At 43.7% G+C, this 20,440-nt stretch carries 22 protein-coding genes and 1 tRNA gene; 12 read left to right on the top strand and 11 right to left on the bottom strand.

Going from position 1 to position 20,440, the window contains the following annotated elements:
- Positions 1 to 20 precede the first annotated feature (20 nt).
- Positions 21 to 938 carry an NAD(P)/FAD-dependent oxidoreductase gene (locus IEY13_RS23025; protein WP_188956661.1) on the bottom strand — a complete coding sequence of 306 codons (918 nt, stop codon included), beginning with the start codon at positions 936 to 938 and terminating at the stop codon, positions 21 to 23.
- A gap of 135 nt (positions 939 to 1,073) precedes the next feature.
- Between IEY13_RS23025 and IEY13_RS23020 the strand changes: the two genes are divergently transcribed.
- Both IEY13_RS23020 and IEY13_RS23015 read left to right on the top strand, forming a co-directional pair.
- On the top strand, positions 1,074 to 1,424 hold the full coding sequence (locus IEY13_RS23020; RefSeq protein ID WP_188956659.1) for a winged helix-turn-helix transcriptional regulator: 351 nt from the start codon (positions 1,074 to 1,076) through the stop codon (positions 1,422 to 1,424).
- 90 nt (positions 1,425 to 1,514) lie between these two features.
- Positions 1,515 to 1,588 (top strand) — tRNA-Ile (locus IEY13_RS23015).
- 204 nt (positions 1,589 to 1,792) lie between these two features.
- Here the strand turns inward: IEY13_RS23015 and IEY13_RS23010 are convergent.
- The 5 genes from IEY13_RS23010 to dcm all read right to left on the bottom strand — a co-directional run bounded on the left by IEY13_RS23010 (position 1,793) and on the right by dcm (position 6,989).
- Positions 1,793 to 2,227 carry a hypothetical protein gene (locus IEY13_RS23010; protein ID WP_188956656.1) on the bottom strand — a complete coding sequence of 145 codons (435 nt, stop codon included), beginning with the start codon at positions 2,225 to 2,227 and terminating at the stop codon, positions 1,793 to 1,795.
- Positions 2,228 to 2,453: 226 nt separating this feature from the next.
- Positions 2,454 to 3,152, bottom strand: a complete 699-nt coding sequence (locus tag IEY13_RS23005) for a LytR/AlgR family response regulator transcription factor (protein ID WP_229687974.1) — start codon at positions 3,150 to 3,152, stop codon at positions 2,454 to 2,456.
- Positions 3,153 to 3,157: 5 nt separating this feature from the next.
- On the bottom strand, positions 3,158 to 4,555 hold the full coding sequence (locus IEY13_RS23000; RefSeq protein WP_188956655.1) for a sensor histidine kinase: 1,398 nt from the start codon (positions 4,553 to 4,555) through the stop codon (positions 3,158 to 3,160).
- 116 nt (positions 4,556 to 4,671) lie between these two features.
- Positions 4,672 to 5,664: a hypothetical protein gene (locus tag IEY13_RS22995; RefSeq protein WP_188956653.1), complete on the bottom strand. Its 993-nt coding sequence runs from the start codon at positions 5,662 to 5,664 to the stop codon at positions 4,672 to 4,674.
- 80 nt (positions 5,665 to 5,744) lie between these two features.
- Positions 5,745 to 6,989, bottom strand: coding sequence for a DNA (cytosine-5-)-methyltransferase (gene dcm / locus IEY13_RS22990; protein WP_188956651.1), 1,245 nt, complete (start codon positions 6,987 to 6,989; stop codon positions 5,745 to 5,747).
- 255 nt (positions 6,990 to 7,244) lie between these two features.
- On the opposite strand from dcm, the gene IEY13_RS30215 reads away from it, so the two are divergent.
- From IEY13_RS30215 to IEY13_RS22960, 6 genes are all read left to right on the top strand, one after another.
- Complete coding sequence (locus IEY13_RS30215; RefSeq protein ID WP_229687973.1) at positions 7,245 to 8,018, top strand: hypothetical protein; 774 nt, start codon at positions 7,245 to 7,247, stop codon at positions 8,016 to 8,018.
- 54 nt (positions 8,019 to 8,072) lie between these two features.
- The gene (locus IEY13_RS22980) at positions 8,073 to 8,720 is read left to right on the top strand and encodes a hypothetical protein (protein ID WP_188956649.1); all 648 of its coding nucleotides are present in this window, start codon (positions 8,073 to 8,075) and stop codon (positions 8,718 to 8,720) included.
- A gap of 115 nt (positions 8,721 to 8,835) precedes the next feature.
- On the top strand, positions 8,836 to 10,146 hold the full coding sequence (locus tag IEY13_RS22975) for a DUF2268 domain-containing putative Zn-dependent protease (protein ID WP_188956647.1): 1,311 nt from the start codon (positions 8,836 to 8,838) through the stop codon (positions 10,144 to 10,146).
- 85 nt (positions 10,147 to 10,231) lie between these two features.
- Complete coding sequence (locus IEY13_RS22970; RefSeq protein ID WP_188956645.1) at positions 10,232 to 10,831, top strand: hypothetical protein; 600 nt, start codon at positions 10,232 to 10,234, stop codon at positions 10,829 to 10,831.
- An 89-nt stretch (positions 10,832 to 10,920) separates the two neighbouring features.
- On the top strand, positions 10,921 to 11,451 hold the full coding sequence (locus tag IEY13_RS22965) for a hypothetical protein (protein ID WP_188956643.1): 531 nt from the start codon (positions 10,921 to 10,923) through the stop codon (positions 11,449 to 11,451).
- Between the two features lie 57 nt (positions 11,452 to 11,508).
- Positions 11,509 to 12,114 carry a hypothetical protein gene (locus tag IEY13_RS22960; protein WP_188956641.1) on the top strand — a complete coding sequence of 202 codons (606 nt, stop codon included), beginning with the start codon at positions 11,509 to 11,511 and terminating at the stop codon, positions 12,112 to 12,114.
- Between the two features lie 55 nt (positions 12,115 to 12,169).
- On the opposite strand, the gene IEY13_RS22955 is transcribed toward IEY13_RS22960, so the two are convergent.
- Positions 12,170 to 12,604, bottom strand: coding sequence for a hypothetical protein (locus IEY13_RS22955; RefSeq protein ID WP_188956639.1), 435 nt, complete (start codon positions 12,602 to 12,604; stop codon positions 12,170 to 12,172).
- Between the two features lie 541 nt (positions 12,605 to 13,145).
- Between IEY13_RS22955 and IEY13_RS22950 the strand changes: the two genes are divergently transcribed.
- Positions 13,146 to 14,111 carry an SPFH domain-containing protein gene (locus tag IEY13_RS22950; protein ID WP_229687972.1) on the top strand — a complete coding sequence of 322 codons (966 nt, stop codon included), beginning with the start codon at positions 13,146 to 13,148 and terminating at the stop codon, positions 14,109 to 14,111.
- A 101-nt stretch (positions 14,112 to 14,212) separates the two neighbouring features.
- Here the strand turns inward: IEY13_RS22950 and IEY13_RS22945 are convergent, their stop codons facing one another.
- A complete protein-coding gene (locus IEY13_RS22945) occupies positions 14,213 to 14,647 on the bottom strand; it encodes a hypothetical protein (RefSeq protein WP_188956637.1) in 435 nt (144 codons plus the stop codon).
- Between the two features lie 341 nt (positions 14,648 to 14,988).
- Here IEY13_RS22945 and IEY13_RS22940 point away from each other — a divergent pair, with 341 nt between their 5' ends.
- On the top strand, positions 14,989 to 15,516 hold the full coding sequence (locus IEY13_RS22940; protein ID WP_188956635.1) for a dihydrofolate reductase family protein: 528 nt from the start codon (positions 14,989 to 14,991) through the stop codon (positions 15,514 to 15,516).
- Between the two features lie 74 nt (positions 15,517 to 15,590).
- On the opposite strand, the gene IEY13_RS22935 is transcribed toward IEY13_RS22940, so the two are convergent.
- Positions 15,591 to 16,025: a hypothetical protein gene (locus IEY13_RS22935; RefSeq protein WP_188956633.1), complete on the bottom strand. Its 435-nt coding sequence runs from the start codon at positions 16,023 to 16,025 to the stop codon at positions 15,591 to 15,593.
- 212 nt (positions 16,026 to 16,237) lie between these two features.
- Here IEY13_RS22935 and IEY13_RS22930 point away from each other — a divergent pair, with 212 nt between their 5' ends.
- Complete coding sequence (locus tag IEY13_RS22930; RefSeq protein WP_188956631.1) at positions 16,238 to 18,190, top strand: C2 family cysteine protease; 1,953 nt, start codon at positions 16,238 to 16,240, stop codon at positions 18,188 to 18,190.
- Between the two features lie 111 nt (positions 18,191 to 18,301).
- Here the strand turns inward: IEY13_RS22930 and IEY13_RS22925 are convergent, their stop codons facing one another.
- A complete protein-coding gene (locus IEY13_RS22925; protein ID WP_188956629.1) occupies positions 18,302 to 18,736 on the bottom strand; it encodes a hypothetical protein in 435 nt (144 codons plus the stop codon).
- Positions 18,737 to 18,969: 233 nt separating this feature from the next.
- On the opposite strand from IEY13_RS22925, the gene IEY13_RS22920 reads away from it, so the two are divergent.
- Positions 18,970 to 19,653 carry a hypothetical protein gene (locus IEY13_RS22920; RefSeq protein ID WP_188956627.1) on the top strand — a complete coding sequence of 228 codons (684 nt, stop codon included), beginning with the start codon at positions 18,970 to 18,972 and terminating at the stop codon, positions 19,651 to 19,653.
- A 108-nt stretch (positions 19,654 to 19,761) separates the two neighbouring features.
- Here IEY13_RS22920 and IEY13_RS22915 read toward each other — a convergent pair whose 3' ends face one another.
- A complete protein-coding gene (locus tag IEY13_RS22915; RefSeq protein WP_188956625.1) occupies positions 19,762 to 20,196 on the bottom strand; it encodes a hypothetical protein in 435 nt (144 codons plus the stop codon).
- Positions 20,197 to 20,440 lie beyond the last annotated feature (244 nt).

Below are 20,440 nucleotides of genomic sequence, written 5' to 3'. Positions count from 1 at the left end.
TGCCGGCAGTTTCCTTCTGGTTACTGCCGGTGAAAGGCTTTCTCCGTTAAGTCTTTGTTAATAAAAGCACCCGCACTCAGGCCGCCTGCTACTGCGTTGGCTACTGCCCGCATGGGCGACATGCAATCCCCTGCAGCGTACACGCCTGGTACGGTGGTCTGAAAAAAATTGTCTGTCTGCAGCAGGCCTGTTTCTGTAAAGGCGCAATGCAACTGCTGTGGTATGGTGCAGTGTTGCTCAAAAGGTGGGCGTGTATATAAGGTGGTTAAAGCCGTAGTGCTGCCATCTGCAAAAAACAATGCCGCCAGCTGGCCGTTCTGATGTTTCAGTTCTTTTATCTCTTTTGTAACAACTGGTATATTTCTTTTCTGCAACAGTTGCATGTGTTCTGCCGGTAAGGTGCAGGGGCCGTTAGTGTAAACAGTAAGCTGGCTTGTCAGCTGATTTACCAGTGCAGCATAATGCCAGGCGGTATCTCCGTTGGTAAGTATGCCTGTAGGCTGGTGCCGGTTTTCGTAGCCGTGGCAATAAGGGCAGTGTATTACAGAAATGCCCCAGCATGCTGCAAAGCCAGGTATCGGCGGTATATTGTCCTTTACTCCTGAGGTAAACAGCAACCGTTCTGTGGTAAACGTTTCTCCGCTTTGTAAGGTAACAGCAAATCCCTCATGCAGTGCTGCAGCGCTTACCGCTAATCCGTTCATCCATTCCACCCCCGGATATTGCATTACCTGCTCCCGCGCCTCTGCTGCCAGCTGGGCTGGCTTTTTGCCGTCATGGGTAATAAAGTTGTGCGAGTGGGGTGTTTGCCGGTTGCAGGGCAATCCGCTATCTATAATTAATACCTTGCGTAAACTGCGCCCTAGTGTCATACCCGCCTGCATACCCGCAAAACTGCCACCTATAATGATTACCTCGTATGTGTTATTTGCAACCATGGTTCATATATTTCGGTTTCAAAAGTAAAACAGGTACCTTTACAAAGTGCCGGCCTTCCCGTTAGGGAAGTGCTTCCCCAATGGGAAGCGGGCTGTTTTCACCAATAACATTCCTCTTTTTATAAAGATATACGCATGATATGTAAAGAAGCGCACTTGCGGCAATGCCGCGGTTACCTGCTGGCCATACAGGATACGTTGCAACTACTAAGCGGTAAATGGAAAGTGAGTATTATGGCCTGCCTGGGCTACGGTAAAAAGCGCTTTAGCGATTTGCAGCGCGAGCTGGAAGGCATAGGGCCTAAAATGCTGTCGAAACAGCTGTATGAACTGGAAATAAACGGTCTGGTTGAGCGTACAGAGTGCGATTCGCGGCCACAAACTATGGAGTATCAGATTACCGAATACGGCCAGAGCCTGCAGCCACTGATACATCAGATGGCCGTTTGGGGTGGTCAGCACCGGCGCCGTATTATGCATCAATAATTTTTTTTACGCAATTGCACTTTATTAGCATCTGTTTTATATTTTTGCAATCCCCTACGGGGAAACCAGCAACTGAAAAGAAGTTGGTAAGGGCCTATAGCTCAGTTGGTTAGAGCACCTGACTCATAATCAGGGGGTCCCAGGATCATGCCCTGGTGGGCCCACAAAAGCCGCTACATTGTAGCGGCTTTTCCTTTGCAGGTAACGCGGGCTTTACTGATACTTCCTCTGTGCCTGGTATGCTGCGGGAGAATATACCGGGGCTATTGGTGAATCGTTTTCGTTACCTCATTACGCAGAATAGCCCCTGCTAACACAAAAAGACCCTCCCTGTAGAGAAGGTCTGCCGTTTTTTATTTTAACTGTTATTACTTCACATACTTCTTAAATACACTAACCTCGCCCTGCAGGCTCACCTGTACAATCACTTTCTCATTTTCTTTTTTCAACGATACAAAATAAGAAACACCTTCTGTGTTATGGTCCATTTCAATAACCTCTGTAGCGGTGTAGTCTGTATACTTGTTTTCAATGGCAGTAAGGGAGCGTAAAGGCAGTTTTTTATAGCTGATGATGCGGCTTACAGCTATCTGTTCTCCGTCTGCGCTATAAAAAGCCTGCATGCGTGTGCCGTCCAGCACAAAGCTGATGCTTATCATTTCTCCCAGGGCTTTATAGTGTATGTTTTCTGCGGCAGGGTAGGCGGCTTTAAATACATTCAGTGTTTTGTCGTTTACATCGTTTGCTAAAGCAGAAGTAGCAAGTGTAATAATAGTGATGGCAGCGATGATGAACTTTTTCATAATTGTAGTTTTTTATAATGATGTTGTTTTTGCGTTTACATACCATATAGGGCCAACGCGGTGCCAGTTCAAATTGTTGATGATAATTAGTTGGTAATCAGCTGTGTCTTGATTGTCGGGCAAAGCAGTGCCTGCGCGAAAGCGGACACTTTCTGTACGGATGTGTATCAGCGTAGTGTTTTGCCCCGCCCATTTTAAAAGGCTTCTATAATAACGTGTGCTTACCCTATTGGCTACTGCCCAATTGCTCCAGTACATCGGCATACTTAGCGCCAATAGGTACTACATGCGCACCTACACATACCTGCACTTTGTCAAACCGGCTTATTTTATCGGTTGCTATAATGTAGGTGCGATGGATGCGGATAAACTTCCGGGCGGGCAGCATGGCCTGCATGTCACTGATAGAAACACGGGTACTCAGTAAAGTGTCATTGGTAAGGTGTATGCGGGTGTAGTTGCCTGCCGCTTCTATAAAAAGAATATCAGCCAGCTGCACCTTCACCTGCTCGTAGCCATCTTTCACAAAAATGTAGGCAGATTCTGTTTCTGTTTCCGACCGGTTTCTTAAATGAAACAGTTCATGCGCTTTATTGCACGCTTTTAAAAATCGTGCAAGTGAGAAAGGTTTCAGCAGGTAATCAATGGCATCCAGTTCAAAGCTTTTTACGGCGTGTTCCGAATAGGCGGTGGTAAATATTACCATAGGTGGGTTTGGCAGGCTATGTAAAAAGTCTATTCCGTTAATGTCTGGCATTTTAATATCCAGAAACAACAAGTCTACCTTGTGTTGTTGTATATAATTCAGCGCTTCAAACGCATTGGTAAAAACGGCGCTCAGCTCAATAAAGGGTACTTTGGTTGCCAGGTTTTTAACAATGTCAAGTGCTATCGGCTCGTCGTCAATGGCTATGGCAGTCATCATTTCAATCAGGCGTTTGTGGTTAATTGAAGGGTCAGGTGTACAAAAAACTCCTTGCCGTTTTCTCTTATCATCAATTCGTGCTTACCCGGATACAGTAGCTGCAAACGTTGCTTTACATTCTCCAGCCCAATACCGCTTTGTCCTTTTTCCGGATCGTTATCGGGTTTCAGGTGTATGCTGTTGTGTACATCAAAATACAGCGTTTCTCCTTTCGTTTGCGCGGTTATCTTAATGTGCGAAGGATGCCGCAGACTAATACCATGCTTAAAAGCATTCTCCACAAAAGGAATCAGCAGCATGGGTGTTATCTGTAAATCCTGACTTACTTCTTCTATGCGCGTTTCAATACTAATATCCGGCGAAGTGGCTGTGCGTAGTTCCTGCAGCATAATGTAGTTCTTCAGATATTCCAGGTCGTTGGTAAGCGGAATAATATCCTGAATGTTCTCCTGTAGCATCAGGCGCATCATGTCGCCCAGCTTCTGTATCCCTTCTCCGGTGCGTTCTGCATTCTCCTGTAAAGCAGTGCCATACAGCGTATTCAGTGCGTTGAACAGAAAGTGTGGGTTAATCTGCGATTTCAGAAAATGCAGATGCGCGTCAGATTTGCCCAGCTCTGTTTTCAGTGTGTATATCTCTGCCTGTGTATGCTCGTTCCTTTTTTTATAAACACTCCAGGCGCAGGGTATTACTATCACCAGCTGACTAATAGTATTGCCTACCATGCCTATAGAAATGGTGGCTTCATTTATCTGGTAGGTGTAAGGCAATTGAATGCCAGAATAAAAGTGGTGCTGCTCAAAAAGGTGAAGCATTAGCAGCATCACGGGAATAGATAACGGCACCACTACTACCATTACACCGGCATAGCGCAGCAGTCGGTATTTTTTATTCCATATGCCGGGCAATAGCCCGTGTACTGCGTACAGGTAAACAAGTATCATGGGAAGCGGTACCGCAAATACATAGGTGCGTATAGCATGGTTGGCCGCCAGCATCCAGCAGCACGAAATGGCGAGCATCCATATGGCAAATAGTAATATGGCATCGTACATCAACAGGTTTTCGGGTACCTTTTTGTTGCGGTTAAAGTAAATAAGCAGCAGCTTAACGGAAAGCAATGTTGCCATGTAGGTGGGTACAGCGCCTGTAAGTGTGGCAATAGTAATAAGGGCTAGTATAAGAAAAGCAGGCCCGGCAGAGGTTTTGCCGTTTTTTTCCACAGTAGGGGCCAGGTGAAAGTAAAGCACCAGATACAGCACCAACGTTAGCAGGTGTGAAAATAGTACAGATCTCAGCGGAAAATCATCTATGCAGGTGGCAATAAAAGAAACGACAATGCTGCCGATGGCAATCCAGAATTCGAGGTTTGCAGCCTGTTTACTGTTAATGTGTTTGTCCATTGTTCTATAAGGTGTTGTTTGGTAACACAATGGTACAAAGCAGTAGCATGCCTTAATTTAAAATGGTTTAAAACCGCCGGAAAATGTGACGAAATGGGTTCCTGGGTAAAACACTGCTAATCTGAGAAAGCAGTTTTCAGGGTATCCCATGCGTCTGCCTTTTTCTCTTTATAAGCTTTCAACAGGCTGAAGAGACTCGCGTCTATGGAAGAAAAACTCATTTCAGAATGCCGTGTTAAAGAGGTGCTTGCGGGCGCTTTTTTATCAGCTGCTTTCGATAGGTGTGCGCTTAATGAAATATAAACCCATTCCGATGGTTTAAATTTTTCAGGATAGGTTAACAGGTCTGCGGCGGATAGTTTGATGGTATCGCCTCCGTAATCTGGTTTAACTAATATCACCTGTACGGTGGGAATAGAATACCGGGAGATGTAGCTGAAAAATTTCAATCCTGCCGCGTTAAGGCCATAACCTTTTTCCCGACTGGGAAATTTGTGCTTTATTTCTAATATACCAATATCGCCTGAAGGTGTTTGTATAAAAGCGTCTATATCCAGTGTAACTCCTTTTCCGCTACAGCAATAAGCAAACACCCGGCTAACAGCTGCTTCTTTTAAAAGCCCCCGTTGTTCCAGAAACCTACAAGCTTTACGTCGTCTTTCTGTCAGATCCGCCTCTAGCTGTTGTTTCTCCGATGCCTTCCGTTCGGGTATTATACGTTTTCGCAGCTTTCCGGCGAATGGGGGGCGCATCCCTTTTCTAAAGCTGACCTCATAGAATGACTTTTGTGACTCTTCAAAATAGATTACAGATACAGGTGTGTGCTGGTCGTTTTCACTCAGCCGGTCAAGCACAATAAAATCCAGGGATGTAAGGTCGGATTGTGGGCCGGCAACGAGGCGGTAGATGTGATAGTGGCCAGCGAGCTCTTTTGCCCAGTAACCAGTGGCTATTTTGTCTGGCTCATTCTGGAGAATGTCTTCTTTAAAGGCGGCTTCGGAGCATAGCCCCTCTACCCGTGTATGTTTATCATACTCAAAAATGCTGTATAGCGACTCGCTGTTGTTGAAATCTATCTTGTAGATAGCTTCGCACAGGGTGTTTTCCATACGAAGTGATTTTTATAAATATAACCATTCAAATGGCTTATTGGAAAAATATCCGGCGAAGTCGGGATGAAAGCGGGGCGTTATTTAGCCGTTTTCAGTGTTTTTACCACCTCCGCACCAATAGCACCAATCAGTGGCATCACCACAGAATTGCCAAATTGCTTATACGCCTGATTCATAGATACCTTATCACATATAAAGTTATCGGGGTAGCCCAGTAGCCTGGCCGATTCCCGTATGGTAAGCCTTCTGGGGTTCATTCCTTCCTGTGGAATCAGTATTTCCGATCCGTCTTTATAATAGCGGGCACTCATGGTACGGCTGATGCCGTTCATATCTACCAGGCCAAACCCAAATCCATTGCCCTTCTCCTTATGCTTTTGTGCATATTCTCTCAGGTATTTCCACAGCTGATCGGTAAGAGTGTATTTGGGGTCTATCTCTGTTTCCAGAATGTCCTTTATTTTCCGGTCCGGATCGGGCAGTTCAGGAAATTGAAATTTTTCCTTGTTCTTAAACACTTTCGTGTCAAAGCCCACCATAAAAGTTCTTTCCCGGTGCTGCGGTACAAAGTGTTTGCCGTTGAGTACTTTGGAGTGAAAGGAATAACCCAGGTCCAGCAGTGTTTCTTTAATTACCTTAAAGGTGTTGCCTTTATCGTGCGATACCAGGTTTTTTACATTCTCCAGAAAAAACGCTTTTGGCCGCTTATTTTCAATAATCTCTGCTACATGAAAAAACAGGTTGCCCTGCCGCTCATCTTCAAAACCATGCTTGCGGCCCAGACTGTTTTTCTTGGATACGCCTGCAATGGAAAACGGCTGACAGGGGAAGCCGCCACACAATACATCAAACCCGTCCGGAATCCATTGTTTGGTTTCATCTTTGGTAATATCGCCAAACGGTATCTCACCATAGTTGGCATAATAAGTTTGTTGCGCCATCTTATCCCATTCAGAGGAAAACACACATTCTCCTTTCAGGTTCTGCATGGCCATTCTAAAGCCGCCAATGCCTGCAAACAGGTCTATAAACTGAAAGCGAAACCTGCCAGGCTTCTCAAAAGGTATCTGTGGTTCAAAGCGAACTATTTGCTTTAATACTTCTTCCGTTATGCGTATTTGGTGGTCAGGCTGTCCATAGGCGGCAATCAGTTCCCTGGCATATTCAACAGCAGCCTTTTTAAGTTTTTTATCCTCGTTCCTTAAATAATGGCTTATTACTGCTGCAGGAACATTGTCTGGCCCGAATATGTGCTTGTGTATATTCTTAAACAGCACTGCTGTTTCCGGAGCTGACAACGTGTTTTTCGCTTCACCGATCATTGGGGAACTTGATTTTTCTGACTGATTTTGGTAAAAATACAAAAGGTGATGACTTGTAAAGGCCAATTCTGAGATTTGTGTATATTCAATTACTTCTGCTGATTTTTCCCCGCAGGGGGCAATAACGGCAGAGACGGGCAATCCCCGGCTAAACCTGACCCTATTGCTGATAGAGGGTGCTGTGCCGGTTGCATCAGTTGTGTGCCAGGAGGAATTTTTTTTTCAGGTTAATCATTAAATAGAGGGGGCGCTTGTATGCCGATAGTTAGAAGTTCTCAACAGAGTAATGAAACGCTGGAAGGGTTTTATAAGCAACTTGAAAGTGAAAGTACAACTGCTGCTACTAAAAGTATAGGCGCTGATATGCTTGCTTTTATTGCCATGATAAATAAAACGTTCGTAAGTACAATGATGTATGGAGTTACTTCTCACAACGTGTTGTGTATTCAGGTGGATGACGCAGAAGAGAGTGACTGGCTTATTTTAGTGAACGGTATAGGATATAACAGGTATTTGATTGAGTATAAACTGCCGCCAGGTATAAAGTCCTGCCATAATGTAACTGTTAAAGGAGATGTGCATTCTCTGGAAGAAGCCCGGTCGTTTTTGATTGTTGCCATGAATGAAAGTGAAGGGTGGCTGCTGTGTAAAGAACTGCAAAGGCTTTATAATAAGCTATGGAGCGGCACAAGGGCGAAGCAGGCGTTCTCTCTGTGGCTTGAGTTTGAAGAGGTGGCGCCGGGTAGCTGGAATGTTGAAAACGAGTTCTGTAATATTCAAATAAGGTTGGAAGACGGCCGGCGCTACGGATTAAATGTTTGGACATATAGGTTTCTCGAAACAGCCATTCAGGAGGATGCTTCTTCCGGAAGAAATCTGAATGGGTTATACATTGTTCCACCGGATTTGTTTGTAAAAGAGCTTACGAGAGATTGTGTTGAAAGTGCTGTCCGGGATTTGCTGGATAAAGGGGATTTGGAGAGTGTTTTGAATCCCGGTGTTTACAGCAAATCCAGGGAGCCATTTTAACAAACTGCTAAGGTTACCTGTAAGGTGCAAAGAGGATTAATCATAAATATATTTATGAAAAAAGCTCTAACCACAACTGTGCTGTTTACAGCCCTTTTTCTTTTCGGTTGCGACCCTGCCGCAACCTTTACCAAACCCCAGCCGGAAGGCGGAAGTGAATTGACTTCCTTCCCGGAACGTTTACAGGGTAAGTACATGGCGGCCGACCAGGCATCTGTATTAGCCATTACAGATAAACTGATGATAAGAAACTACGACTACGATTTTAAACAACACAAGGATAGTATTGGTAAAGATTTCCGGCTGGAGGGAGATACGCTTCTTAACCTGGCAGATGGCACAAAAGAGGTAGTGCTGTTAAAAGGTGACTCCATTGTGGAGCATGTTAACTGGGCCGACACTCTGTTTCACATTCAGGAAAATAATGTGTTGAAGAAGTTTAAAGGCCATTATTTTCTGAATAGCCGTTACAGCGATACGGCCTGGACAGTACGGAAAGTATGGCTGCATAAAGGTGAGTTAACCGTGGCGGGTATCACTAATCAGGATGAGGTTCAAAAGCTGAAAGAAATTACAGAAACAACTGCAGATACCATCTCTACCAACTTCAGCCTCACCAGACGGCAGTTTAAGCAGTTTGTAAAACAAGAGGGATTTGGAAGCGGGGAAACGTTCCGTCGCATTGCCGGTGCTGATAAATAGAGGTGCTTTGGCGAATCCATTCCGGGGGTTCGCCTTTTATTTGTGTATCTCATTTTTCCGGATGTTTGAGATAGCGTATTTTCAGGTAATTCAACGCAAACAACCTATCGATAATATGCAAGTTGGGAAACTAAAAACCTGCTTACTGCTTATGTGCCTGCCTTTTTCACTTGTTGCCTTTGGGCAGAAACAGGTGTTTGTTGCAGCCGATATCAACAATTTCTGGAATGCTTACAGTAAAATAAATGCCACTTCAGATAGTGCGCAGCGGCATAACCTGTTAAGGGAGCTATATCTTAATAAGGCTTCTGAGGGATTAAAAAGTTTAATAGAAGTAAGGAATTATACAGCGCAGGAGTTTGTTGCTGCTATCACTGCCTGGCCCGCATTCTGGAAATCTATAAAGCCTGCTACACTTAACGTCAGGGCGCTTTATCCGGCAATTGAGGCAGATATCAATAAGCTCAGGCAGGCTTATCCTGAATTAAAGCCTTCAACAATTTATTTCTCCGTGGGTGCTTTCAGAACAAACGGCACTATTCAGAAGAACAAGGTTTTAATTGGTAGCGAGATGTCTCTGGCTGATAGTACAACAGTGTTAGATGAATTGCCAGAATGGCGTAAGGCCTTTTATAAAGAGTATAACCCCAAAGCCAATCTGGCCTTATTGTGCACGCATGAATATGTGCATACTCAGCAAAAGCCGCTGGTGGAAAATTTACTTTCCAGTTGTTTGTATGAAGGAGTGGCCGAGTTTGTGTCCTGCTTTGCTACAGGAAAAAAGTCTGCAAGCCCCGCCATTGAATATGGAAAGGCAAATCAGCAGCGGGTGGTAAATCTGTATGTGCAGGATTTGTTCACCATGAATAATGATTACAACTGGCTATGGGGCGAGAACAGAAATGAACTAAAAGTGCGCGATCTGGGATACTATATCGGCTATGAAATATGCGAACGCTATTATCAATCTTCTGGCGATGGTAAAAAAGCCATTCGCGAGCTGATAGAACTGGATTACACCAATGAGGCGGAAGTGGAGAGAATAGTAGATGCAGCAGGCTTGTTGCCAAAGAAGCTGGAAGTTTTGTATCGGGATTATGAAAACAGCCGCCCAACGGTTACTGCCATAACGCCCTTTAAAAATGGTGATAAGTCGGTAAAGCCTGGCCTCACTTCAATCACAGTTACTTTTTCGGAGCCACTCAATGGCTATAATACCGGTATTGATTTTGGTCCTCTTGGCGAAAGCTATTGCCCCAAAATCACCAGAAACCGTACATGGTCAGCAGATGGAAAGTCATGGACTTTTGAGGCTGAACTGAAACCCGGTCAGCGGTATCAGTTTGTGTTGTCCAATAATTTCAGAAAGCAGAACGGTGTACGCATGAAGTCATATCTGATTGATTTTACAACGGCTGACAATTAAGTTATCAATAATGAATATCCAGGCTATCCGTACTATTATTGAGTTCTATAGAAACCAGAAGAAGGAAACTGAATTAAAATCGTATATGCCCTTTCCCGATTATTCCCGTTATTACAAATCTGACAATGTTTTTACGAATGAGTTTTATTCGAATCTTATCAGAACAATTAACTGGACGGAAAAAATAATAAAGGGGCTTGATACGGAAGAAAAAATTAATTATTCGCGTGTTCTTCGTTCTGTAAACCCGGATTACGAAGGTGTTCCGTTTTATCGGTATGATGAAGCGCTTAGCAGTTACGCATCAACCCCCGGCCTTTCTTTTGATTATCTTAAAGTGCTGGATAAGGCATTGAAGCCAAGGGAGGATAGCAGTTTTGTTTATCGTGATATAAATCTGCTGGGGCAGATATTGGAGTTTTATATAGATGTGACGACGCATGATGGCGCGCCTGCAGCTGAAACTGATGGCTTTATTGATGAGTCAGATATTCCTCCAATTGACACATGGTTTTATCTGACCAGAACAAAATTGTATTGCTGGATTCCAAAAATGTTTATACGTACAATAGAAAACGCCTGCGAAGTGGAAATACTGGACAGTTATCGATGGGTAAAGGACGAGTATCCTGCTTTGCAGATGCAGGTTGAAGAAGGGTTGAAAGCGATGCACCCAGGCTTCTAAAAAACATCATGTTCGGACTGTTAAAAACTCCCCCTTCCTGCTGTGTATAAAAACGCGCCGGCAGGGAAAGCATAAATTGAGTATATTGAATGATGGCATACGATACCGGCAGGGGGAAGGCCCCTTTATATAGAAAAGAGAATAAAACCGCCTATGGGTTTAAGGGTAACAGAGGCGATGACTATTGCAATTCCCGCCATACCAAACAAACGCGGCAGGATACATTGAATGAGGTGTCCAGGCTTGGTATGAAAGGGAAGGTGGAAAGAGGCAGAGATTATACACCACTTTTCCGCTTCCTGTTATCCAAAGTAGGCAAAGATTGGGATGAGGTACATTCTGAAGCTGTGAGCCGGTTAGATAAGAAGGCGCCTATCTTCTGGATGGTAGCCATACACGAAGCAGAAAAAAGAGAGTTGGTTTGTATGAGCGAATCGGCTTATTGGTCCGGATTATATGTGGATGAAAACAATATTCTGCAAAAGGTGAATCCTGAATTAACAATACACGATATTTATCCGTATTGTGCCTGTTGCACGCACACCTTCAATGGTGAGCTGGTTACCAATAAGTATGATGATGGCAAGGTTAAATTGAGTCGTAGCATTCAGGCTTTGTAATTTTTGAATAACTCACTTTGTCCGATGATCAATCTGTTTTCTTACAACTGATATTCCATGAAAAAAACACTCTTATGGTTATCTGTATTTACAATCTCTTTTGTGCTACATTCCTACGGCCAGCAGAATTACACAAAGGTTACGGTAGATAAACAAATGAAAGATACTTTTTCTTTCGCCAGCCAATGGGATTATGGTGATGAGGTTTTCAAGGATGAAAAAACCGGAAAACTCACACGCTGTTGCGGGGATACACTTAAGCCGGAAGATACCGCACATCTTTTCTATACAGCCCGGTGTTATACCAACGTACAGGGTGGCTATTCTATCAGCTACTGCTATGCAAGCAGAGAGAAAGAGGATTTGGTGCTGAAGCTGGAAGATGGGTTGCCAGCCTATGGAAGCCAGTTCTTTTTTTACGTTCGTGGAGATAGTTTTTATTTTCAACCGAAGATTATTTACCCGTTATATAACCCCGCTCAAAAAGTTTCGTATCAGGTAACCAAACAGGCGCTTACCTTAAATACCAGCAATGCCACACCCGGCGATATTATTATGGGTTATGTAGATGCGGAGTTTGTTGAGAAAATAACAGTACCGGGGCGTACTACCAAAAGGAATACTTACTATTTAAAGGGCTATATCAGAACGGCATTTAAATAAAAAAGAAAAGCCTTCCGCAACCGGAAGGCCTTTACAATATGCATCAAATCACGGCTTACTTAGCTGATTTTTTAAAAGTACTCACTTCTCCACCAGCACTTACTTTAACAATCACTTTCTGGCTATCGTTTACAAAAGAAACATAATAAGCGTTGTCTTCGTTTTTGTACTCCATTTCAATTACCTCAGTAGCAGTATAGCCACAAAATTTGTTTCCCAGTACTTTTATAGCTTTTAAAGGCAGTAGCTTGTATGCTATCACACGGCTAACAGCTACCTGCTCGCCTTCTTCATTATAAAAGGCCTGCATGCTGGTATTGTTCAGTACAAAAGTGATGCTTACCAGTTCACCCACAGTTTTGTAATGTACTTTTTCTGCACCGGGGTAAGCGGCTTTAAACAGGTTCAGTGTTTTATCGTTAACGTCCGCTGCATAGGCAGAAGTAACTAAAGTAATAACGGTAATGGCGGCGATGATGAACTTTTTCATAACAGTAACTTTATAATGTTTTTATTTTTTGCGTTTACGTAATAGATAAGTCCAACGAAGTGCCAAACCAATATTGTACTTGTAACGCATTGATTATTAATGTATACGTGTGCGGCGTGCCATACGTAAAGTGTTCGGAAGTGAACACTTTCTGTACGGTAGCAGTGCAGTAAAGCGTATTTTATTTGTTGAGGCTGTTTTTTCCACTCTTCCACATGCCGCTGCCATTCACCTGTCAAAACAACCACTCATCGTTACTACCATTACCACTTATCCGCCTTTGCGTATCTTTACATCCTCAAATCAAACAGGAGCCAGTCTCCACGTCAAATGAATCTTTTTATTACGCGTTCAGCGTTTTGGGCCAACTGAAGGCCAGCCATCTGCAGTCAACACTGCTTTATTCAGCCGCTTATACAGTTTAAACGCTAGGGTAGCTATCCTGTATACCTATACGTATCGGGTAGTTGCTGTAATCAGTATGCCTGTGCGTATCACTGTTAAGTCTTACCATTTATTCCAACTATAAAACCATGTAACAATGAAAAGATCATTACTTATGATGCTCGCATTTGCTATCGTTAACATTGCGCTGCTGTACGTCCATTTATGGCTGTTCAGAACCAGCATACCCGCTTTATGCCTTATCAGCATTGTAGCGCATCTGGTATTATTGATTATATTTCCTTACCGTAAACTTAAAACTGACAATAAAATGCACACAACAAAAACCCTTTTGGCGGTTGGCCTGCTGGCTACGCTGTACAGCTGTAACCCGGTAAAACCTAACTACGAAGGTGTATTAATGAAAAACTATGGTCGTAACGGTAAAGAAGACTTTACTGCCGTTACCGGTTCGCAAGGTATATTAGGCCCCGGTACAGAGTTGTATCAGGTACCTATGTTTGAACAAAAGGCTGATCCGTCGGAAGTGCTGATTACTGCAAAGGATGCCGGTGTGTTTACTGTAGACCCTTCGCTTACATATCAGGCTGTACGTGGTAAAGGTGTTGATATCATCTTCAACTTTAAACACGTAGGTATTAAAAATGAAGACCAGATAATGGATAACATTGAAGGTGCGGTGTTAAACAACCTGGTAACAAATGCTTACCGCGAAGAAGCCCGCAACTTTGCTACGGATAGCCTTATGAACAACCTGGCCAGCTTTGAAACAGCGGTAGAAAACCGTTTAAAGCTGGAGTTTGAAAAGAAAGGCTTTACCCTGTTATCGTTAACCAGCGGCTTAAAACCACCTGCCTCTATGGCCGAAGCTATTGAGCGTCGTAACAACATGAAGCAGGAGGCAGAACGCGCCAAAAACGAATTGCTGGTTGCGCAGATTGCCCTGGAGAAAGCAAAGCTGGAAGCAGAAGCCAACCGCGTACGTGCAGCCGGTTTGGATAGCAGAATTCTGCAGCAGCAATGGATTGAGGCCATCCGCAACACCACCAATAAAGTGATTATTACAGATGGTAAAACACCAGTGATACTGGGGCAGCAATAAAAGCAATCTCTCAATAGTACTCCCGCAACTAACGGGTAGCCATAAAATACAAAAGCCTTCCACTGCGGAAGGCTTTTGCTATTAAGGTAGTTTGTTTACAACTATTTTGCTGACTTCTTAAATACACTCACTTCTCCATTCATGCTTACCTGCGCAATTACCTTCTGGCTATCATTTACCAGCGATACATAATAAGAAGTGCCTTCTGTGCTATGGTCCATTTCAATTACTTCAGTAGCGGTATAACCGTTGAATTTATTTTCCAGCGTAGTTACTGCACGTAAAGGCAGCTTTTTATAATCTATCACACGGCTAACAGCTACCTGCTCACCTTCTGCATTGTAAAAAGCCTGCATGCTGGTGCCTTCCAGTTGAAAGGTGATACTTACCAGTTCGCCCACAGCTTTGTAATGTACTTTCTCTGCACCGGGATAAGCGGCTTTAAAAAGATTCATGGCTTTGTCGTTGGTATCTGCTGCAATAGCAGAAGTAGCTAAAGTAATAACGGTGATAGCGGCGATGATGAACTTTTTCATAATAGTAATTTTATAATGTTTTTGTTTTTGCGTTTACGTAGTATATAAGTCCAACGGAATGCCAACCCGGTATGCCAGTGGTAACAGGTTGATTATCAGTTTCGCTTAGGTCTGGCTCTTATGTGTCCGCTGTCCGGAAGCGAACACTTTCTGTACGCTATTAATGCAGCGTACACTTTATTAGTAGCAGCACGTTCTGTAATATTACAGCCGTCAAAAAAAAAATATCAGCAGCATATAGTAGCATAAGGCTGTAGGTAAAAGTATTGCTGCGGTAATCAATCTGTAGTTAAATTGGCGGCTCTATTTACGCGTTTGCAATAACCAGTTAACTAAAATGTATGAGCAGAAAATTAGTAGTATACATCGCCACAAGTGTAGATGGCTATATTGCCAAACCTAACGACGACCTTGGCTTTTTATCCATAGTAGAACAGCCTGGTGAAGATTATGGCTATGCGGAGTTCATCAAAACCATCGATACGGTAATAGTGGGCAGAAGAACCTACGACTGGGTTATGGCCCATGTACCTGAATTTTCTCACGCCGATAAAAACACTTACGTTATTACCAGAACTGCCAGGCCCGATGCCGGTAACACTAAATTCTATACAGGTGATATAAAAGAATTGGTTACCCGCCTTAAAAACGAACCCGGCAAAAACATCTTCTGCGATGGCGGAGCGGAAGTGATTCATACGTTGCTACAGGAAAATATGATTGATGAGATGGTCATCTCTCTTATACCCATACTGGTGGGCGATGGCATAAAGCTTTTTAAAGATGGCCGCCCTGAGCAGGTGCTACAGTTTGTTTCGGTAAAGCATTTTGAGAAGGGATTGGTGCAGTTGTATTACAAGCGACCGTAAATAGCGCAGCAGCGCAAAATAAAAAAGCCTTCCACTAACGGAAGGCTTTGGTTTATACGAAGAACTAACTGGTCTTACTTAGCTGACTTTTTAAACACACTCACTTCTCCGCTCACACTTACCTGCGCAATTACTTTCTGGCTGTCGTTCACCAGCGATACGTAATAAGAACTGCCCTCTGTGCTGTGGTCCATTTCAATTACTTCTGTAGCAGCGTATCCTTTAAACTTGTTTTCCAGCGCAACAATAGCGCGTGCAGGCAGGTTTTTATATGCTATAGAGCGGCTAACAGCTATCTGCTCACCCGCTGCGTTATAAAAAGCCTGCATATTGGTGCCATCCAGTACAAAGCTTACGCTAAACAGCTCACCCACTGCTTTGTAGTGTACTTTCTCAGCACCAGGATAAGCTGCTTTAAACAGGTTCATGGTTTTATCGTTGGTATCAGCAGCAAATGCGGTAGTAGCTAAAGTAATAACGGTGATGGCGGCGATGATAAACTTTTTCATAAATAGTAATTTTATAATGTTTTTTGTTTTTGCGTTTACGTAATATATAAGTCCAACAGAATGCCAACCCGCTGTGCCAGTGGTAACAGGTTGATTGTCAGTATTTCAAGGGGTTGGCGGTATTTGCCCGACTGTTCGTAAGCGAACACTTTCTGTACGCTGGTGTATCAGTGAGGCATTTGTTGTAAATTAAAGTGCTTAAACAAACCTGTATGAAATCTGCCAATGCTGCAAAAAATAACCGCCAGACTGCCGATGCGCAAAACGGAGCCAAAACATCCCGGCATCCCGTGCAATTGCTGCAAAGCCGGCATGTGGGTAATCCTTTTCAGTTTTTTACCGGGGTTCTGGTTTCACAACCAGGATACAATCCGCTTCAGCTATTAGCTCATACTGCCCGTAACCGCATTGTGCAGCAGGTTGCAGAAGCGTCCACAACCGCAGTTGCGCCGGTGCAACGTGTGCTGGCTGATGTTGGTGTGTTCCAATCCGATACTGAAATAATAGAAACAGGAAGCGCAGAAGCTTATCTGATAAAATATGCTGCTATCAGAGAAGCCGCAGTTTTTTATAATAGTACCTGTGAGGCCAGGGAGGTGATGGACCGGTTGCATCAGCTGGAAAATCTGCAGACAAAAGTGAACGGGTGTATGCGGGATATTACGGAGGGCGCGTATCCTGAAACGGACCCTGCGCATGAACACCAAAAGCATCTGAACACACTATCTAAAGCCATAAAGCAGGAGAAGACAGATGTTGTGCGGGATAAAACCACAGAGAAAAATATACTTGCCAGAACGGATGGTGTTATAAAGGAAGGCACCAGGTGGGAGGTGTTAAAAGACGAATGGATAGATGCGTCGTCTTTAATAAAAGGTACCAAAACAGTCAGGTACACCATTTTGTCAGAAGATGACACGCATTACTTTATCCGCTTAAAAGGGGTTGACGCAAAGGCGCGGATGCTTAAAGGCGATGTGTTGGATGATCAATATAAAGTCAGCGAAGCGCCACTGTATCCCCGTGGATCACCTGTAAAAGAAGATGTGCTGCAAACCAATCTGGGCGATTGCTATCTGCAGGCTGCATTGGCAGGGCTTGCTGCCAAAGATCCCGTCTTTATCAAAGGGATGTTGTTTGATAATGGGCCAGAGGTAGTTGTGCGTTTGTTCAGGTTGCCCGAAAGGTCGCCACAGTATCTCCGCGTGCCGCGCTCCACGGCTAAAGATAGCGAAGGAAACGACTTGTATAATAACAGTGCGCTGTGGGTAAAAATGATACAGAAGGCGTATGCTGCCGGCAATTTTGCCGGTAATCTGAGTGGTAAACGACAGTTTTTTTCTATTAAAGATATTGAGGGAGATATGATAGGGTATACTATGGGAGTGCTCACCGGCAAAGAGGTGGCGTCGCACAAGGCCAGTGGTGCCAGCCTGCAGGATGTGCCCGATATGGATAATGGTACGCCATGGGCGTTTGATATAGGTGATATGTGGGATGTGATACAGGAGCTTTCCGGTTTTCCTGAAGAGGAGGAGCAGCAGGAGAAATGTGCATCTGCTTTAGGTATACTTACGCCGATATTTGGCGAAACGTTTGCGCTTATTAAAGAATGGGCGGGATTTGTGGAAGAGGGGGATAACAGAGCAAAGCTGGAGGAATGCAAAAAGGTGGAGGATTTTGCCAAGTTTTTTGAAGACAAAGAATTGAATGAAGAGATAAAGCAAAGAATAACCGGCTGGGTAACGGAGTCGGGCTTGTACAGAGGCGCTGTAGGTACCGGTATATACTCTCAGGGACAGATGGCGGTACTTGTTAAGTTAGAAGAGGCGCTGCGTACCGGTAAGCTGGTATCTACCGCTACTGAAAAAGAACTGTCAGACGATTCATCGGAGGGAAGCGGCCATAGCGGAGAGCCCAAATATAAAGGGTTGGTGGGCGGACATGCATATTCTGTTCTGGACCTGAGGATGAATAAGACCCGCGACCCTCAATCGGATGAAGCGGGTAATATACATTGGGTGCAACTGAGAAACCCATGGGGAGAATATGGACGTACTTATAACGAACATTGGGAAGCGCAGGCCATTGAAGAAGGCGGAGGTGTTTTTTGGATAGAGTTGTCTGATATGGCTGATAACTTTCAGGATTTTGAAATTGTGTAAACGCCTCGTGGAGCCGGAATTGATACAGCGCCTTTTTATATAAGGAGCTTCTTCACAACAGAAACGCCTTCCCTTGTGGAAGGCGTTTCTGTTGTGATATACTTCTAAACATTATTTCACTGACTTCTTAAACACACTCACTTCTCCGCTCACACTCACCTGTGCAATTACTTTCTGGCTATCGTTTACCAGCGATACATAATAAGAAGTGCCTTCTGTGCTGTGGTCCATTTCAATTACTTCTGTGGCGGTATAACCTTTGAATTTGTTTTCGATTGTAGTTGTTGCGCGTAAAGGCAGGCGCTTATAATCTGTTACGCGGCTAACAGCTATCTGCTCACCCTCTGCGTTATAGAAGGCCTGCATATTAGTGCCATCCAGCACAAAGCTTACGCTAACCAGTTCGCCTACTGCTTTGTAGCGTACTTTTTCTGCACCAGGATAAGCTGCTTTAAACAGGTTCATGGCTTTGTCGTTGGTGTCAGCTGCAAAAGCAGAAGTAGCTAAAGTGATAACGGTGATGGCGGCGATGATGAACTTTTTCATAATAGTAAGGTTATAATTTTTTTTGTTTTTGCGTTTACGTAGTATATAAGTCCAACGGAATGCCAACCCGGTATGCCAGTGGTAACAGGTTGATTATCAGTTTCGCTTAGGTCTGGCTTTTATGTGCCCGCTGTCCGGAAGCGAACACTTTCTGTACGCTAACAATGCAGCGAACACTTTATTAGTAATTGCTTGTGTTGTATTATTACAGTATCAGAGAAATAAATATTGAAATGCTGTCGAACAGAGCTTACAAATATCTAAGCACCATTAAGAGGGATAAAAATTACATAGTAGACGATCGCAGCAAGGTTGTGAAATACATGGAAGGGCAAGGCATACCTGTTTTTGAGGCGGTGGTGAATTACCAAATGAAGTATTCCGGCCTTAAGCTAGGTGTTTATGGAAAGCCCCGGGAGATGTTTAAGGCATGGCTGTTTTCGGCGAAAGAAATTTTGAAGAACGCACCTATAGATTGTTTTGAAGTAAATGGACGGCATTATTTTGATTTCGGCGATTATGAAGCTGCTCCTGTGAGTTTTGTGCTGGCAGAAGATGGCGAAGTCTGTATATATGATGAATTGCGTGATGCGGTGAATTGTCTGTATTCTTCTTTCGAAAAATTGATAGAGGGTTATGCATTGCATGATTTACTGCGCAGAGATCAGCAATATGAGCATCCTTACTACTATAATCTTATTAATGAGAAGGCGTTTGCAACACAAACGAGCCAGTATTTCCGGTATTCGAGAGCCAGTGATGCATATAATGAATGGGTGTCCATGAATGGTATTTTCATTCAAAAAAGCAAATGGTTGAGCGACTCAGGGTTGAGTTTTTTACATTTTTACGGAGGCAATCAAGTTACCTGCGAAGCCTTGATTCAGAAAATGAAGGACGAGGGTATCGTGGATTGAGCTTTGTTAATAACAACGCTCAATTGTCATAGAGGTCATCAGAACGCTGGACGCAAATAAAAAAGCCTTCCTGAAAGGAAGGCCCGGATTATAAATAATTGATTCCTGTTACTTAGCTGCTTTTTTAAACACGCTCACTTCTCCACTCACACTCACCTGTGCAATTACTTTCTGGCTATCGTTTACCAGCGATACGTAATAAGAAGTGCCTTCTGTGCTGTGGTCCATTTCAATTACTTCTGTGGCGGTATAACCTTTGAATTTGTTTTCGAGTGTAGTTGTTGCGCGTAAAGGCAGGCGCTTATAATCTGTTACGCGGCTAACAGCTATCTGCTCACCCTCTGTGTTATAGAAGGCCTGCATATTAGTGCCGTCCAGCACAAAGCTTACACTAACCAGTTCTCCTACTGCTTTATAATGTACTTTCTCTGCGCCAGGATAAGCTGCTTTAAACAGGTTAATGGTTTTGTCGTTGGTATCAGCTGCAAAAGCAGAAGTAGCTAAAGTGATAACGGTGATGGCGGCGATGATGAACTTTTTCATAATAGTAAGTTTATAATGTTTTTTTGTTTTTGCGTTTACGTAATAGATAAGTCCAATGGAGTGCCAATCCGCTATGCCAGTTGTAATGTTTTGATAATCAATATTTGTTCTGTGGTGGGGCTGTAGCTAAAGTGTGCGGAACCGTACACTTTATGTCCGCTGGTGAAGCAGTGTGCGGCTTCAGACGATAGTTTTATATTTGTTATCGGATTAACCCGATAGTATAACTCTAAAACAGTCCGGC

This window comes from Filimonas zeae, assembly GCF_014641615.1.
GTDB lineage: Bacteria > Bacteroidota > Bacteroidia > Chitinophagales > Chitinophagaceae > Filimonas > Filimonas zeae.
Note: the sequence above shows the minus strand (reverse complement) of the source record. Positions and strands in the feature narration are given on the sequence as shown.